The following is a 14342-nucleotide window of genomic DNA, read 5'->3' as shown; positions in this document are numbered from 1 at the left end:
CTCGTCGGACAGGATCAACTCGGCCTTCGGCCGCCCAGTACGCGCCACAGACCAAGCCTATACATCTGAACAGAATTCCTGACTCAGAAGACTAGGGCGTGTTTCGAAAGTCCCGCCTGCTCGGCGACGCCTGGCACGCACGCCCATGATCGGTTCGATGGCGCTGCTCTCGGTCGCGAACTCCTCCAGGAACGTCGCACCCGCGTAGACGGGGATCTTGCCGGAGGCCACGTCGGCGGGATCGACGATGGCGTCAGCGCCGATCACCACGGCGTTTCGCCCGAGCCTCTGGGCGCTCCGCCCCTGCGGCATCCGGGCTCCTCACGGCCCGGACCTCCCGTGCAGGTCCTGCTGTTCGATTCCCGCTCCGGTTGGAGAACTGCTGGAAGCCGTGAACCGGTGCTGCCGAAACCTGGATTCTGGCTGAACCACAACCCGTGAACAGAGCCCGGACGAGGGATTCGCCGAGGACCGCCAGGGCAGCCCCGCCCACGGGGCCCGCCGTGCCGCAGAGGCTAGGGCCGGTCTCTTCGATCACGAGAGGTGGATCGGGCCGCCTCCGGCCAACCCCAGCCGTGCTCGACCGACCGGCGGCACCGGTCGGGTTCGTCCCCCGCACCGGTGAACAGCGCGGTCAGGATGAGGGCGCCGTGAGCAAGATTCTGGTGCGGCAGAGGGCCTGTGGCGACGAGGGACGCGAGCCCGTGGCCGATGGTCCAGCTCTGTGTTGCCAGTTCCAGCGGTTCGACCTCGTCGCGGAAGCGGCCGTTCACCTTGGCGCGTTCGATGGCCCGGACGAGACGGTGCAGGGTTTCGTCGGCGGCGCCGACGTCTTCGAGGTCGAAGCCCGCGTCGAACATCACGCGGTAGAGGTCGGGGTTCTCCAGGGCGTTGGCCAGGTAGGCAGCGCCCAGTGCGGCGAGGTCTCGTACCGGGTCCGCGGAGTCCTGGACGGTCGCGAGTCGGGCGGCCAGGCGCGTGAAGCCTTCCTGTCGCATCGCCTTCCAGAGGCCGTCCACGCCACCGAAGTAGGTGTAGACAGCCATCGTCGATACGCCGGTTCCGGCCACCAGGGTGCGCAGGGTGACCGGTTGCCTCGCCCGCAGCATCTGTGCGGCCCGGTCGAGCAGCAGCGAGCGGATCGCCGGATCTTTCGTCCTTGCCATGACCTCACAATACATAGCATCGTTATGCTTTGATGGGCGCTGATCTCACCGCTCCCGATGCCACGAGGAAGAGGCCGTTCATGTCCGTGACGCTGGTCAATCCCGAGGGGTTGCCGAAGCCCGAGGTCTACCGGCAGCTGTCGGTCTCCACCGGATCGAAGCTGGTGTTCCTCGCAGGGCAGGTCGCCCGCGATGCCGACGGCCGACCGGTGGGCCAAGGGGACTTCGCCGCTCAGGTCGAGCAGTGCTATCTCAACATCGGCACCGCTCTGGCCGCGATCGGCGGCTCCTTCGACGACGTGGCGAAGCTGACCATCTATGTCGTCGACTGGAGTCCCGAGAAGATGCCGCTGTTGGGTGAGGGCGTGGGGCGGGCAGCAGCGAAACTGGGCGTCGATCCGGTCAAGCCGATCACTCTGCTGGGGGTCGCGGCACTGGGGGAACCGGACCTCCTGGTCGAGGTCGAAGCAACTGCTGTCATCGAATAGCCGTCACGCTGCGAGCGGGGCGAGCGGTGGCGGGAGCCGCCCGAGCCGCTTCGGTGCCCGTGGAAGACTGTCCACTCCGGTCATGATCGAAGAGACAGGAACCAGCCTCCCCGCATGGATCGACGACTGGCCGCGTACGCGGTGTGCATCGAGAACGGACGGGTGCTGCTGGCCCACGCCGTGGAGCCGGACGGCGAGAGGACCTGGACCCTCCCGGGCGGCCGGGTCGAGCATGCGGAGGACCCGTACGACGCGGTGGTCCGGGAGGTCGCCGAGGAGACCGGCCTCCGGGCCGTGGTCGAGCGCCTGCTCGGTGTGGATTCCCGGGTGATCCCGGCGGGTGAGCGCCGTCTGCCCGGTGCGCCCGAGCTGCAGAACGTCGGCGTCTTCTACCGGGTCCGCGTCACCGGTGGCCGACTGCGGCCCGAGCCGAACGGCGACACCGCCGAGTCCGTGTGGACCCCGCTCCCCGAGGTCGCCCGCCTGCGCCGGTCGTCGCTGGTGGACATCGGGCTCGACTTGGCGCGGACGCTTCCGGCCTCCGGGCACGTGGCCCCCGTCCCGGTCGGCGGGCTCGTCCAGCACTGAGGGAGGGCGGGCCGCCGACCGCCTTGCGGGCGGGCCGGCGGCCGGGCCTCAGGCCTTGTGCTGCATCGACGAGCGCGCCGGGTTGCCCTGCTCGCCCGCCTTCGGGTCCTTCTCGCCCGCCTTCGCGCGGACGCCCTGCTCGACGCGCTTGCCGAGGGTGGCGTCCACGTTCGTCCAGTACTGGAACGCCCGCTGGAGAATCGGCTCGGTCACCCCGTTCAGCAGGTGGCCGACGATGTTGTCCACCAGCCGGTCCCGCCCCGCGTCGTCCAGGACCTCGCGGACCATGGTGCCCGCCTGGCCCCAGTCGTCGTCCTCCGCGTGGTCGACGTAGGCGGCACGGGTGATGTCGCCGTCCGCGTACCAGCTCGGCGGGGTGCCGTAGCGCTCCGTGTCGGCCGCCGGGCCGCCCTTGGAGTTCGGGGCGTAGACCGGGTCGGTGGTCTTCCGGTACGCCATCGCCCCGTCCTTGGAGTACGTGTGCACCGGGACGACGGGGGCGTTGACGGGGAGCTGCTGGTAGTTCCCGCCGATGCGGTAGCGGTGCGAGTCCGCGTAGCTGAACAGGCGGGCCAGCAGCATGCGGTCCGGGCTCGGGCCGATGCCGGGGACGAAGTTGTTCGGCTGGAAGGCCGCCTGCTCGATCTCGGCGTGGTTGTCCGTGGGGTTGCGGTTCAGCGTCATCCTGCCGACCTCGATCAGCGGGTAGTCGCTGTGCGGCCACACCTTGGTCAGGTCGAACGGGTTGAACCGGTAGTCCTTCGCGTCCTCGTACGGCATGACCTGGACCTTCAGCGTCCAGCTCGGGAACTCCCCGTCACGGATGTGCTCGAAGAGATCACGCGTGTGGTAGTCCGTGTCCGCGGCCGCCATCTGGTCGGCCTCGTGCTGCGTGAACGTCTCGACGCCCTGGTCGGTCTTGAAGTGGTATTTCACCCAGAACCGCTTGCCCTCGGCGTTGATCCACATGTACGTGTGCGAGGTGTAGCCGTTCATGTGGCGCCAGGTCCGCGGGATGCCCCGGTCGCCCATCAGCCAGGTGACCTGGTGGGCCGATTCGGGCGAGAGGGTCCAGAAGTCCCACTGCATGTCGTGGTCGCGGAGGTTGTTGTCCGCGCGGCGCTTCTGCGACCGGATGAAGTGCTGGAACTTCATCGGGTCCTTCACGAAGAACACGGGGGTGTTGTTGCCCACCATGTCGTAGTTGCCTTCGCTGGTGTAGAACTTCACCGCGAAGCCGCGCGGGTCGCGCCAGGTGTCCGGGCTGCCCCGCTCCCCCGCGACGGTGGAGAACCTGATGACCAGGTCGGTCGTCGCGCCCGGCTGGAAGAGCGCGGCCTTCGTGTACCGGGAGACGTCCGCGGTCACCTCGAACGTGCCGAAGGCGCCGCTTCCCTTGGCGTGCGGCTGGCGTTCGGGGATGCGCTCGCGGTTGAACTGGGCCATCTGCTCGATCAGGTAGGAATCCTGGAGCAGGATCGGCCCGCCGGGCCCGACGGTGAGCGAATGCTCGTCGCTCTCCACCGGGGCGCCGGAGTCGGAGGTGGTCGGCTTGCGCGAGGTGTCGGTCATGTCGTCGTTTCCTCTTGTTTGTCTTCCGCGGACGTGTCGGCGATGGCTCCTACTACGGCTGCCCTACTGGCCCTCTGCCAATGTAGGCAAACCTGGATGAATTGACTCGCCGGGGAATCGCTCCCGGCGGTCCTCCCTGCCGCGTCAGCGCGATCGCTGCCCCGCGACCAGTCGGTAGACGAGCAGGACGATCACCGAGCCGACGACGGCGGCGATCCACGTCGACAGGCTGAAGAATCCGTCGATCGAGTCGACGCCGAAGATCACCTTGCCCAGCCAGCCGCCGAGCAGCCCGCCCACGATGCCGATGACGATCGTGACCAGGCAGCCCCCCGGGTCCTTGCCCGGCGTCAGCGCCTTGGCGATGAGCCCCGCGAACAGGCCGATGAGGATCCAGGCGATGATGCCCACGGAAATCTCCCTTTACGTTGCCGACGCCCGGCCGCCCTCGTGGCGCCGGACCCTCCGCGTATCCCCTCAACCGGAACTCACACATCCACCGGGCCCCGCCCGTCACCCGGGAGCTCCGTCATTGACCTGCCTGCGTTACGCCGGACGGGCGGGGGCGCGGACCGGCACGGGCAGTCGCCCGCACCCGGGGTGGGCCGAGCCGGCTGAGTACGTTCGCCCCCCCGACCCGAGTACGGCAACGCGCCCCGTGGGCCGTCCGACCGTGCGAGGCTGCACCCCACGGAGCCGGGGGGCTCCGGTCACCCGGTCCCGGGTGATGCCGACGGGGTGGGACGGGGACGGGCCATGGATCTGTTCGATGCGGAGCTGGGCGGGCGGGACGAGCCTTCGGCGGGACCCGGGGGCAGCTGCTCCTGGGTCACCGCCGTGATCCTCGGCATCCTGGTGTTGCTGGCGGTGCTGGTGCATACGTTCTTCGGATGGGCCCGCGACCTCCTCGGGGCCCTGATCCCGTGACGTCGCGTGGCGGCGCACCGCTCAGCCGCGCCGCCGCGCCTCCACCGCGTCGCGGGTGTCCTCGGTGATCAGGTCGCCGTTGATCGCCGCCGCAGCCATGAGGCCGGCCGCGGCGGCGCCGATCACCTGTTCGGTGAGGCGGGTGACGTTGCCCGCCGCCCAGACTCCGGGGACCTCGGTCGCGCCGGTCGGGTCGGTGGGGATGTACGTACCGATCACCTCGCCGCCCATCTCCTGCGCCACCGGGGCGAGCCCCAACGATTCCAGCACGGCAGAACGCGCGACGAAGCGCGCCTGGACCACCAGCGCCTCGCACGGGATCACCCGGCCGCCGTCCAGCCGTACGCCGGTGAGCCGGTCGTCCTCGACCTCCAGGCCCGCCACCTCGCCGTCCACCACGGCCACACCCCGGGCGGCCAGCTGCTCGTACTCCTCGTCCGAGGGCTCCGGGCCCGTGTGGCGGAAGAGGGTGACGTCCTCGCTCCACTGCCGCCACATCAGCGCCTGGTGCACGGCGAGGGCCCCGGTGGCGAGTACGCCGATCGGGCGGTCCGCCACCTCGCGGCCGTGGCAGTACGGGCAGTGCAGCACCTCACGCCCCCAGCGCTCCGCCAGGCCGGGCACGGACGGCAGCTCGTCGACGAGTCCCGTGGTCACCAGCAGCCTGCGCGCCTCGACGCTCCGGCCGTCCTCCGTCACCACCCGGAAGCCCCGCTCCCCCGGCAGCCTCTCCGCCGAGGCCACCCGGCCCTCGGCGATCTCCGCCCCGTACCCGGCGGCCTCGCCCCGGCCGATCGCCAGCAGCTCGCCGGGCGGGGTCGACTCGCGGCCCAGGTAGTTGTGCACATGGGCCGCGGGCGCGTGACGGGGCTCGCCCGCGTCGATCACCAGGACCGAGCGCCGGGCCCGCGCCAGGGTCAGCGCCCCGCTCAGACCGGCGGCCCCGCCGCCCACGATCACCACGTCGTACCGCTGCTGCTTCATGTCGTCGCTCCTGCTCGTCATGCGGACCACCTCCGGTTGATGGAGATGGTGCGCGCGACCAGGCTGAAACGACAAACATCCTTGCCGAAACAGCAAGCCGCAGTCACGTAAGGGCGAACTCGCACCACACGGTCTTGAGGGGGTTCCGCTCCTCCACTCCCCACTTGTCCGCCAGCGCCGCGACCAGCAGCAGCCCGCGCCCGCCCTCGTCGTCGGCCCCCGGCAGACCGTCCGCCGGGCGCACCTCGCCGTCACCACTGTCGTGCAGCTCGACGCGGAGCGTGTTCTCGATCCGCTCCAGGTAGATGTGGGCCTTGAAGCCACGCCCCGGGGGGACGCCGTGTCGGAGGGCGTTGGTCGCCAGCTCGGTTACGCAGAGCAGCACATCGTCCGAACGCTTCTCGCACTCCCACTCGACCATCGCCTTACGGGCGAACTTGCGTACGACCGGGATCGACCTGCGCTCGCGGCAGTACAAGGCGGTGCGGAAGTAGGGGAGTTGAGCTGTCTCGTTCACGCTTCCACGCTCACACGCTGTAACTACGCTTCAGCAGACCGGAGAGGCGTACAAAAGCTTTTGTACGGGTTCTGACGGGTTGACAGCGGGACCAGAACGGGGAGAGCCACGTCATGCAAAACGGAAAGCAGAGCAGCATCAGGCGAGTTACCTCATGGCAACTGGTCGGAGCGCAGGTGCGCCACCTCCGCAAACTCGCCGGGCTGACACAGGCCGCGCTCGCCGAGCAGGCCGGGGTGGGCGAGGACACGATCGCCTCGATCGAACAGGGGCGACGCGCGCTTCAGTTGGACATGGCCATCCAGCTCGATGAACTGCTCGACACCAAGGGCGTGTTGCGGGTCGCAGTGGAGCGGATCCCACGGAAAGAGCGCTACCAGGCGCTGGTCAAGGACTTCGTGCAGTACGAGCAGGACGCGGTGAGCCTGATCTCGTACGAGTCCCAGCTCGTTCCGGGACTGCTGCAGACCGAGGCGTACGCGCGTTTCATCTTCGGCTGCAACTACCCGCCACTCGAAGAGGACGAGATCGAGAAGCGGGTGGCGGACCGGCTCGGCCGCCAGAAGATTTTGGAGCGCAAGCCCCGGCCGATCCTCCACTTCATCCTGGAGGAGAGCATCCTGCACGCCCAGATGGGCGACCCCGACGTCATGCGGGATCAGCTCCTCCACCTGCGGCGCTGCATGGATCTGCCGTTCGTCACCATCCAGATCATGCCTCGGAACACCCCCCGGCACGCCGGGCTCGCGGGGCCGCTCGTCCTGCTGGAGACGCCCGACCACGACGGGCTCGTGTACGTCGACGGCCAACTGCGCGGAGAGCTGTACGACGAGCCCGCCGACGTCAGCGCACTTATGCAGAGGTATGGGATGCTGCGTTCCCAGGCGCTCACCGTCGCGGAGAGCACCCGGCTACTGGACGCAATGCTTGACGCACTGCTTGGAGAGACATGTCCCGCGCAGCACACCCCGCCCCCGACTCCACAGCCCTCCACTGGTTCAAGTCCAGCTACAGCAACGGCGACGGCGGCAACTGCATCGAAGTCGCCTACCACTGGCGCAAGTCCAGCTACAGCAACGGTGACGGCGGAGCCTGCGTCGAAGTCGCCGCCCACCCCACAGCCGTCCACGTCCGCGACTCCAAGGTGACCGACGGCCCCGTCCTCACCGTCGAGCCCGCCGCCTGGAGCGCCTTCGTCCACGGCAGCAGCAGCACCGCCCTCTGAAGCAGTCGGCCCGCCCCGCCCCCGGCCACCAACGGGGCCGGAAGCGGGGCGGTTTCCGTCTGGACGGACGGGATCAGTAGCGCACCCACAGCTCGTACACGCCCGGCTTGGCCGCGAACGGGTTGCAGATGAAGACGCGGCTCCAGAGAGCGTTGTCAGCGCCGGCGTTCCCTACCGCCTGGCACTCCGCCAGGCTGCCGTGGTGGCTGCGGAGCCAGAAGCCGGGGCCCGTCGCGGAGGCGGTCGAGGCGGTGCCGAGCAGCATCGCGCCTGCGGTCGCCACGGTCACCGCGAGAGCGGCAATACGTCTACGCATGTCGGTAACTCCCTTTTCAGTCAACACACATGACTGTGCATCAGTGAATGGACAGAGCCGAACCGATCAGCGCGCGCCGCCAGGAGAAAGCTAGCGAGCCGAGCACGCCCGCACAATAGGTCTGGACCATTAAGGCATCGCATATGCCCCATGGCCGTAAACCTCTGCCGTGCCGCATATTTCGTGCGGCCCGCTCAAGCCCCGGCGGTCCGCTCCACCGGGATCCACAGCTCCGCCTCCGCCCGCTTCCCCTCCTCCGTCAGCCGCACCCGCAGGATCTCCGGGCCGGGGCGGGAGGCGTACGGGTTCGACGGGAACCACTGGGTGAACACGTCCCGCCAGAGGTACTGGAGGGCCTGCGGGAACTGCCCCTCGTTCTCGAAGACCGCCCAGGTGCCCGCCGGTACGGCCAGGGCGTCCAGATCCTCCGGTGGCTCCGCGCCGCTCACCACCCCGTGGTAGTAGTCGAGTTCGGTGCCCTCCGCGCGGCTCGGGTCGAGCTGGTCGCTCACCCCGACGATGCCCGCCGGCTCCTGGTCCGAGAGGGCCGCGATGCGGTCCAGCTCCTCCCGCTCGATCCCCCGGATGAACTCCGCGATGGCCGGATTCGGCCCCTCGTGGACGAGCGGGACGCGGGCCCTCCTGCCCACCACCCGGAACGCGTCCTTCTCCACCAGCTTGTACCGCATGGCCGTACTCCCTTCGACGACGAGTCGGAAGGTCAGTCGTTGCTGCGACCGCAGAACCGCACCGCCGCGCCGGGCCTCGCCGGGCCCGATGCCGTGCACGGCCCGGAAGGCGCGGGCGAAGCCCTCCCCCGTGTCGTAGCCGTACCGCACCGCCACGTCCAGCAGCGTCCGGTCGGGGGCGCCGAGCACCTCGGCGCCCGCGACCGTCATGCGGCGGCGACGGATGTACTCCGACAGCGGGAGCCCCGCGAGCGCGGAGAACATCCGGCGGAAGTGGTACTCCGAGGTCATCGCGATACGGGCCAGCTCCGCCGCCTCGATGCGCTCACCGAGGCGTGCCTCGATGTGCTCCATCGCGTCGTTCAGTCGTTCCAGCAACGGCTGACTCCTTCCCTTGCTCGTTCACCGTAGGAGGGAACCAGGGTGCCGGACCCGACCGTCCGTGCCCGCGCCGGTCGGGTCGGTCAGGCCGGTCCGGCCGACGAAGGGCTACGCCGCGGGATACGTCCCGGGCTTCGTCATCAGCCCCACCAGGGCTGAACAGCTGTCCGCGCCGTGCCCCGCCTCCACGCCCCGCCGGAACAGGTCGACGACGGCGGCCGGGAGGACCGTGTCGATGCCCGCGTCGGCGGTGGTGTGCAGGACGTGTTCGGCGCTCGCCAGCCCCATGGCCAAGCGGTCGACGTCTCCCAGGTGCACTCCGGCGTCGATGCGCTCGGCGTAGAAGGCGAAGGTCCCCGCGAGCGAGTTCACCGTCTCGGCGGTGCTCGGCAGGATGTCGGCCGCTGTCAGACCGTTCGCGCGGGCGAGGGCGATCGCCTGCCAGAAGCTCAGCAGCGAGGTCCAGAACACGACCATGCCGATCTGGTAGTGGAGCGCGGCGAGCCCCGGGTCCTCGCCCCGGTGGTCGACCCGGCCCGTCAGGGCTTCGAGCACCGGCCGGTACCGGTCGAACGCCTCGCGCGGCCCGCTGTAGAAGGCGTGCGACTCGGGCTGCCCGATCTCCGTGGGCGACGCGTTGACGCCGCCGGTGAGCTGGACGGCACCGTGCCCGGCCGCCCAGCGCGCTCCGGCGCGGGCCTCCTCCGGCGTGGCGGAGGTGAGGTTGAACAGGACCCGGCCGGCCAGGGCCTGTGTCGCGGGCTCCAGTACGGCGTTGACCGCCGCGTAATCCGTGAGGCTGATGACGACCACCTCGTTCGCCGCGACGGCGTCGGCGGGACTCTGCGCGAGGGTCGCCCCTCGGGCCACCAGGTCGTCCGCGCGGGAGGCGGTGCGGTTCCAGACGGTGACCGCGTATCCGCGGTCGAGTAAGGCCGCGGTCATCGCCCGGCCCATGGGGCCCAGCCCGACGACGGTGACCGCGCTCGGTGCGCTCGGTGCGCTGTTCATTGCCTGCCTCCAACAGGGTCGGTCAGGACCGAGAGTCAGGACCTGCCCCTACCCGTCCCGACCACCCGACTAAAACGATCGCTCCATTCGGAGCACGACGAGAAAGTAGCACAGCCCTAGAACGAACGCTCTACCCAGCACCCGCTACAGTGACCGCATGCAGACCAGCACCCGGGACCGGATCGTCGTGGCGACCGCGCGCCTCATCCAGCGGCAGGGCTACGTCGGCACCGGCATCAAGCAGATCGCCGCGGAGTCGCAGGCCACGCTGGGATCGATCTACCACTTCTTCCCGGGCGGGAAGGAGTCCGTCGCGGTCGTCGCGATCCGGTACAGCGCGCAGGAGTTCGCAGCGCTGCTGGAGGAAGCCCTGGACGGCGAGTCCGACCCGGCGGAGGCGATGGTCTCCTGCACCCGCCAGTTGGCCACCGGGCTCAAGGAGTCGGGTTGGGTCGACGGCTGCCCGGTGACGGCGGCGGCCCTGGAGACGCTCGGGACCGACTCGGAGCTCCAGCAGGTCTGCGCCGAAGCGCTGAACAGCTGGGAGCGGCTCGTCCGCGACAAGTTGCTGGGCTGCGGATTCCCGGTGGAGGCCGCCCGCGAGCTGGCTACCACCGCCATCAGCGCCATGGAGGGCGCCGAGGTCACCGCCCAGGTCAACCGGAGCGAGGAGCCCCTCCTGGCGGCGGGGCGGCAGTTGGCCCGCCTCGTGAGGTCGTACGGGATCGATAGGCCGGATACGTCGGGCGGCTGAGGTACGACCAGTACGTCGGGGGCGCACCACCGCCCGGCGGGGTGCCGGGATCGGGCGATTTCCTCGAAGTTGCCAGGTCCGCGACCGACCGGCGAAGGTGGCCGGGTGACCTTGCTACTGACGCGTTCCCGCATCACCGAACTGCTCGACCCCGACACCGTGATGACCGGACTGCGCGCGGGCTTCCTCGCGGCCGGTCCGGACGTTCGGCCGTTGCGGGTGCGGACGGATCTTCCCGGTCCGGGCACGGCGACAGCGCTGCTGCCCGGAGTGATCGAAGGGATTCCGGCCTACACGGTGAAGGTCAACGCGAAGTTCCCCGACGCGGCGCCCGCTCTGCGCGGGCTCGTCTGCCTGCACGACCTGGCGGACGGAGAGCTGCTGGCGGTGCTCGACTCGGCGACGGTCACGGCCTGGCGCACCGGGCTGGCCGCGGCTCTGGCGACGCACGCACTCGCCGCCGACCACGCGGGATCGGTGAGCGTCGTCGGTGCGGGCGCCCAGGCCCGGATGGTGCTGCGGGGTCTCGCCCGGTTGCGTGAACTGACCGGGCTGACGGTGTGCGACACCGATCCCGCACGGGCGGCCGCGTTCGCCGCGGAACACGAACGCCTTCTGGGCATCCCGGTCGAGACGGTCACCGAACCTCGGCGCGCCGCTGCACGTGGGGACATCGTCGTCCTGGCGACCTGGTCACGCAGCCCGCTGCTCGACGCCTCCGATCTGCGACCCGGCATGCACGTCACCACGCTCGGCGCCGATGAACCCGGCAAGGTCGAACTCGCCGCCGACGCGCTGCGACGCGCCCTCACCGTGGTCGACGACCTCGAACTCGCGGTCGCCATGGGGGCCCTCGGCAACAGCGGGCTGGACGCGGACGCCGCGCACGCCTCCTTCGGGCAGGTGCTCCACGGTGAGCGGCCCGGTCGCGAGAGCGGCGACCAGATCACCGTCTACGCCCCCGTGGGACTGCCCTGGCAGGACCTCGCCCTGGCCTGGCCCGTCCACCGGGCCGCCGCCGGAGCGGGCTCCTGCCCACAGGTCGACTTTCTGGCCTGACCGGGGCCGCACGGGCGGCCGGGCCCGTCGGCGGAATGCCGGGAACGGGAACGGGGGCGGAGGCGCCCCTTCGGCCGCCCCCACCCCCGTTCCCAGCCGGGTCAGCTGAGCCGGGCGCCTTCCACGGTGCTGGTGACCGTGCCGGCGGTGGAGGTGGTGGCCCCCGCCGCGCCGTCGACCAGCGTGCCGAGCTCGCCGACGTTGTCCAGCGCGCCCAGGCTGATGGGCGGCTCGGCGGCGTGTGCGGTGTCCCCGCCTCCCGGGTGCGGGCTGATCGCGGCGATGACCGCTCCGGTGGCGAGGGTGACGGCGGCGAGTACGCTTCGCTTCTTCATGCCGGTTCAACGGCTCGGACCCCGCAAAGGGCACGCCCCGATCGAGGATCACCCTCACGGTTCACCGTCAACGAGCGGCGGAGGCGGCGTCAGCGCGGCGCAACTCGCCGGGCGCCAGGCCGCCCAGGCCGCCGTGCGGCTTGAAGCTCCGTCTCATGGCCCGGAGCCTGGCACAGCGTCCGGCCACCGGTCGCACCGGCCCCTCCGGCCCCGCCCCCACCTCGCCGTCAACGGCTCCCGGAGCGCTGCATAGTCTGTGCGCATGGTGGTCTACGCCCCGGCGGCGCTCCTCTTCCTCGTCTTCTGTGTGAGCGTGCTGCGCGAGCGCCGCAAGTTCAGTAACGCCGTCGTCCTGGGGCTCGCCGCGCTCTGTGCGCTGGCGGGTCTGCTGTACCGGCTGGTCGACTCCGGCTCCGCCTCCGCGGCGGTCGTGGTGTGGTCGCTGCTGGGCCTGGGGGCGGTGGCGGTGCTCGTACTGACGTGCTTCCTGTTCCTCAACGGCGTACGCATGCTGCGCAAGGAGGGCAGGAGCCCGACGAATCTGCTCTCCCTGCTGGCGGCCCTGGCCATCCTCGCCGTGGTCGCCCTGCTCGCCATCGCCGCCGCGCTGCGGACACCGGTGCTGATCGGCGCGGCGACGGCGGCCGGCGGGCTGGCGCTCTACTTCTCGTTCCTGTTCCTGTGCTTCGTCTGTTACGCGTTCCTCTACGGGCGGCTGCGGGTGCGCCGCAGGGCCGACTTCGTGGTGGTGCTGGGCTCGGGGCTCGTCGGCGGCTCCACCGTGCCGCCGCTGCTCGCGAGCCGGCTGAAGCGCGGGCGGGAGGTGCACGCACGGCTCTCCCGGCGCGGCGGGTCCCCCGTGCTCATCACCTCGGGCGGACAGGGGCCCGACGAGGACCTTCCGGAGTCCCACGCCATGGCCGACCTCCTGGTGGCCGAGGGCTTTCCGGCGCATCTCGTCGAGCGGGAGGACCGGTCGACGAACACCGAGGAGAACCTGCGGTTCAGCAAGGCGATCATGGAGGAGGCCAAGCCCGACTACCGGTGCGTCGTCGTCACGAACAACTACCACGCCTTCCGCGCCGCCCTCACCGCCCGGCGGGTCCGGATCCGGGGGCAGGTGGTGGGCTCGCCCACGGCCGCGTACTTCTGGCCCAACGCGACGCTCCGCGAGTTCACCGCGATCCTCGTGGACTACCGGCGCAGCAATACGGCGATGTGCGTGATCATCATCCTCGGCGGGGTGGCCGCCTGGTACGCGGCCTAGGGCCTTTCGTTTGGATCATGTCGGGCTCGCGGTGTGTCTGTGGGTGACCGTGGATGCCGTCCCGGCTTCCTCCTCCGGAGACGCCGGCTCCGCCGGGTCGTGGGCCGTCCTGGCCACCGCACCGACCTCGGTGTTCCTCGCCGCCGGTCCCGTGGGGCTGACAGGCGTTCCCCGCGGTGCCATCGTCCAGGCCGCCGCGCTCGGTGCCCTGTACCGCCGCATCACGCAACAGTGGGCCCACGCCACCGCGGGCGGTGTGAGCAACGCCTGACCTCTCGTCGGCCATCGGCATTGTCAGAGCCACCTGGCACCATGATCGGCGTGACTGAGACAACTGGGCCTGAAGAGAATGAAGTTGCCGGCGCCCCGACCACGCCGGAGGAATGGCGTGTCTTTCTGGAGCGGTACGGCGAGCTGTACGTGAAGGTCCGTGCCGACGAGCAAGAGTTGGTCGACCTGCTGGACGAGGATCAGCTGGAGGCTCTGGACCAGGACGAGCGGGTTGAGCCGTGGCTGGGCGAAGCCCCTGCCCCGGAGGAAGCTCTGGCGGCGTCCGAGGAGCGGCTCGGAGTGCGGTTCCCGCCCGGCCTGCGGGGATTCTTCCTGGCGAGCGACGGGTGGAAGTGCCTCGACGGCTGGGTGGACAGCGTCCATCCGTGCGACGGCGTCGTGTGGATGCGGGACAGCGAGGCCGGCGGACGCGTGACCGAGATCTACGCCTCGATACCCGGCAACGAGGGAGTCGTGGAGTTGTTCCGCCGGTCCATCGAGATCGCCCGGGGAGAGGACTTCTGGCTGCTCGATCCGACCGACGTCGGGCCGGACGGCGAGTGGGCCGCCTACGAGTTCACACCGAAGTACGGCGACACCACGGAGTACCCCAGCTTCTCAGCGCTGTTCCACTCCGGGTACGCGAGCATGGAGGAGGACGAGGAGGACGACAACTGAGTCGGCCCGTCGGCCCCGTCGGGAATCGGGTGCGAAATGCCCTGCTGGCGGCGCCGGGAGAGGATCGACTCCGAGCTTCGGCCCTTGCACGTCGGCCCGCCCCGGGGCCGTCCGC

The 14342-nt window shown here is 70.3% G+C and carries 19 protein-coding genes and 1 pseudogene; 10 read left to right on the top strand and 10 right to left on the bottom strand.

Annotation, left to right across the window (positions count from 1 at the left end):
- Positions 1-57: 57 nt before the first annotated feature.
- Both ACIRJT_RS21955 and ACIRJT_RS21950 read right to left on the bottom strand, forming a co-directional pair.
- Entirely contained in the window at positions 58-312 is a 255-nt protein-coding gene (locus ACIRJT_RS21955) for a hypothetical protein (RefSeq protein WP_403911549.1), read from the bottom strand.
- A 203-nt stretch (positions 313-515) separates the two neighbouring features.
- The gene (locus ACIRJT_RS21950) at positions 516-1166 is read right to left on the bottom strand and encodes a TetR/AcrR family transcriptional regulator (RefSeq protein WP_403911547.1); all 651 of its coding nucleotides are present in this window, start codon (positions 1164-1166) and stop codon (positions 516-518) included.
- An 80-nt stretch (positions 1167-1246) separates the two neighbouring features.
- Here ACIRJT_RS21950 and ACIRJT_RS21945 point away from each other — a divergent pair, with 80 nt between their 5' ends.
- A complete protein-coding gene (locus ACIRJT_RS21945) occupies positions 1247-1654 on the top strand; it encodes a RidA family protein (RefSeq protein ID WP_403911546.1) in 408 nt (135 codons plus the stop codon).
- A 114-nt stretch (positions 1655-1768) separates the two neighbouring features.
- Positions 1769-2242, top strand: coding sequence for an NUDIX hydrolase (locus ACIRJT_RS21940; RefSeq protein WP_403911544.1), 474 nt, complete (start codon positions 1769-1771; stop codon positions 2240-2242).
- Positions 2243-2290: 48 nt separating this feature from the next.
- Here ACIRJT_RS21940 and ACIRJT_RS21935 read toward each other — a convergent pair whose 3' ends face one another.
- Positions 2291-3814: a catalase gene (locus tag ACIRJT_RS21935; protein WP_403911542.1), complete on the bottom strand. Its 1524-nt coding sequence runs from the start codon at positions 3812-3814 to the stop codon at positions 2291-2293.
- Between the two features lie 144 nt (positions 3815-3958).
- Positions 3959-4225, bottom strand: coding sequence for a GlsB/YeaQ/YmgE family stress response membrane protein (locus ACIRJT_RS21930; RefSeq protein WP_018960114.1), 267 nt, complete (start codon positions 4223-4225; stop codon positions 3959-3961).
- 345 nt (positions 4226-4570) lie between these two features.
- Between ACIRJT_RS21930 and ACIRJT_RS21925 the strand changes: the two genes are divergently transcribed.
- Positions 4571-4741, top strand: a complete 171-nt coding sequence (locus ACIRJT_RS21925) for a hypothetical protein (protein ID WP_371626110.1) — start codon at positions 4571-4573, stop codon at positions 4739-4741.
- 21 nt (positions 4742-4762) lie between these two features.
- Here ACIRJT_RS21925 and ACIRJT_RS21920 read toward each other — a convergent pair whose 3' ends face one another.
- Positions 4763-5746, bottom strand: a complete 984-nt coding sequence (locus ACIRJT_RS21920; RefSeq protein ID WP_403911539.1) for an NAD(P)/FAD-dependent oxidoreductase — start codon at positions 5744-5746, stop codon at positions 4763-4765.
- Between the two features lie 82 nt (positions 5747-5828).
- On the bottom strand, positions 5829-6242 hold the full coding sequence (locus tag ACIRJT_RS21915) for an ATP-binding protein (RefSeq protein WP_403911537.1): 414 nt from the start codon (positions 6240-6242) through the stop codon (positions 5829-5831).
- Positions 6243-6355: 113 nt separating this feature from the next.
- On the opposite strand from ACIRJT_RS21915, the pseudogene ACIRJT_RS21910 reads away from it, so the two are divergent.
- Positions 6356-7102 (top strand): annotated as a pseudogene (locus tag ACIRJT_RS21910) (Scr1 family TA system antitoxin-like transcriptional regulator); the annotation flags it as partial.
- A gap of 89 nt (positions 7103-7191) precedes the next feature.
- Positions 7192-7467, top strand: a complete 276-nt coding sequence (locus ACIRJT_RS21905; protein ID WP_403911535.1) for a DUF397 domain-containing protein — start codon at positions 7192-7194, stop codon at positions 7465-7467.
- Positions 7468-7540: 73 nt separating this feature from the next.
- Here the strand turns inward: ACIRJT_RS21905 and ACIRJT_RS21900 are convergent, their stop codons facing one another.
- From ACIRJT_RS21900 to ACIRJT_RS21890, 3 genes are all read right to left on the bottom strand, one after another.
- On the bottom strand, positions 7541-7783 hold the full coding sequence (locus tag ACIRJT_RS21900; protein ID WP_403911533.1) for a hypothetical protein: 243 nt from the start codon (positions 7781-7783) through the stop codon (positions 7541-7543).
- Positions 7784-7977: 194 nt separating this feature from the next.
- The gene (locus ACIRJT_RS21895; protein WP_403911531.1) at positions 7978-8850 is read right to left on the bottom strand and encodes a GyrI-like domain-containing protein; all 873 of its coding nucleotides are present in this window, start codon (positions 8848-8850) and stop codon (positions 7978-7980) included.
- Positions 8851-8961: 111 nt separating this feature from the next.
- Entirely contained in the window at positions 8962-9864 is a 903-nt protein-coding gene (locus tag ACIRJT_RS21890) for an NAD(P)-dependent oxidoreductase (protein ID WP_403911529.1), read from the bottom strand.
- Between the two features lie 157 nt (positions 9865-10021).
- On the opposite strand from ACIRJT_RS21890, the gene ACIRJT_RS21885 reads away from it, so the two are divergent.
- Both ACIRJT_RS21885 and ACIRJT_RS21880 read left to right on the top strand, forming a co-directional pair.
- Positions 10022-10618 carry a TetR/AcrR family transcriptional regulator gene (locus tag ACIRJT_RS21885; protein ID WP_403911527.1) on the top strand — a complete coding sequence of 199 codons (597 nt, stop codon included), beginning with the start codon at positions 10022-10024 and terminating at the stop codon, positions 10616-10618.
- Between the two features lie 105 nt (positions 10619-10723).
- Entirely contained in the window at positions 10724-11677 is a 954-nt protein-coding gene (locus ACIRJT_RS21880; RefSeq protein ID WP_371626102.1) for an ornithine cyclodeaminase family protein, read from the top strand.
- 101 nt (positions 11678-11778) lie between these two features.
- Here the strand turns inward: ACIRJT_RS21880 and ACIRJT_RS21875 are convergent, their stop codons facing one another.
- Positions 11779-12012, bottom strand: coding sequence for a hypothetical protein (locus tag ACIRJT_RS21875; RefSeq protein WP_403911525.1), 234 nt, complete (start codon positions 12010-12012; stop codon positions 11779-11781).
- Between the two features lie 262 nt (positions 12013-12274).
- On the opposite strand from ACIRJT_RS21875, the gene ACIRJT_RS21870 reads away from it, so the two are divergent.
- Genes ACIRJT_RS21870 through ACIRJT_RS21860 form a run of 3 tightly spaced genes read left to right on the top strand, consistent with a single transcriptional unit; the run spans position 12275 to position 14227 of the window.
- Positions 12275-13279, top strand: a complete 1005-nt coding sequence (locus ACIRJT_RS21870; protein ID WP_403911523.1) for a YdcF family protein — start codon at positions 12275-12277, stop codon at positions 13277-13279.
- 31 nt (positions 13280-13310) lie between these two features.
- A complete protein-coding gene (locus ACIRJT_RS21865; protein WP_371628005.1) occupies positions 13311-13550 on the top strand; it encodes an SCO4225 family membrane protein in 240 nt (79 codons plus the stop codon).
- Between the two features lie 41 nt (positions 13551-13591).
- Positions 13592-14227, top strand: coding sequence for an SMI1/KNR4 family protein (locus ACIRJT_RS21860; RefSeq protein WP_403911521.1), 636 nt, complete (start codon positions 13592-13594; stop codon positions 14225-14227).
- Positions 14228-14342: the final 115 nt, after the last annotated feature.

Source organism: Streptomyces sp. NPDC102283 (assembly GCF_044766265.1).
GTDB lineage: Bacteria > Actinomycetota > Actinomycetes > Streptomycetales > Streptomycetaceae > Streptomyces.
This window is presented reverse-complemented; position numbering and strand designations above follow the sequence as displayed.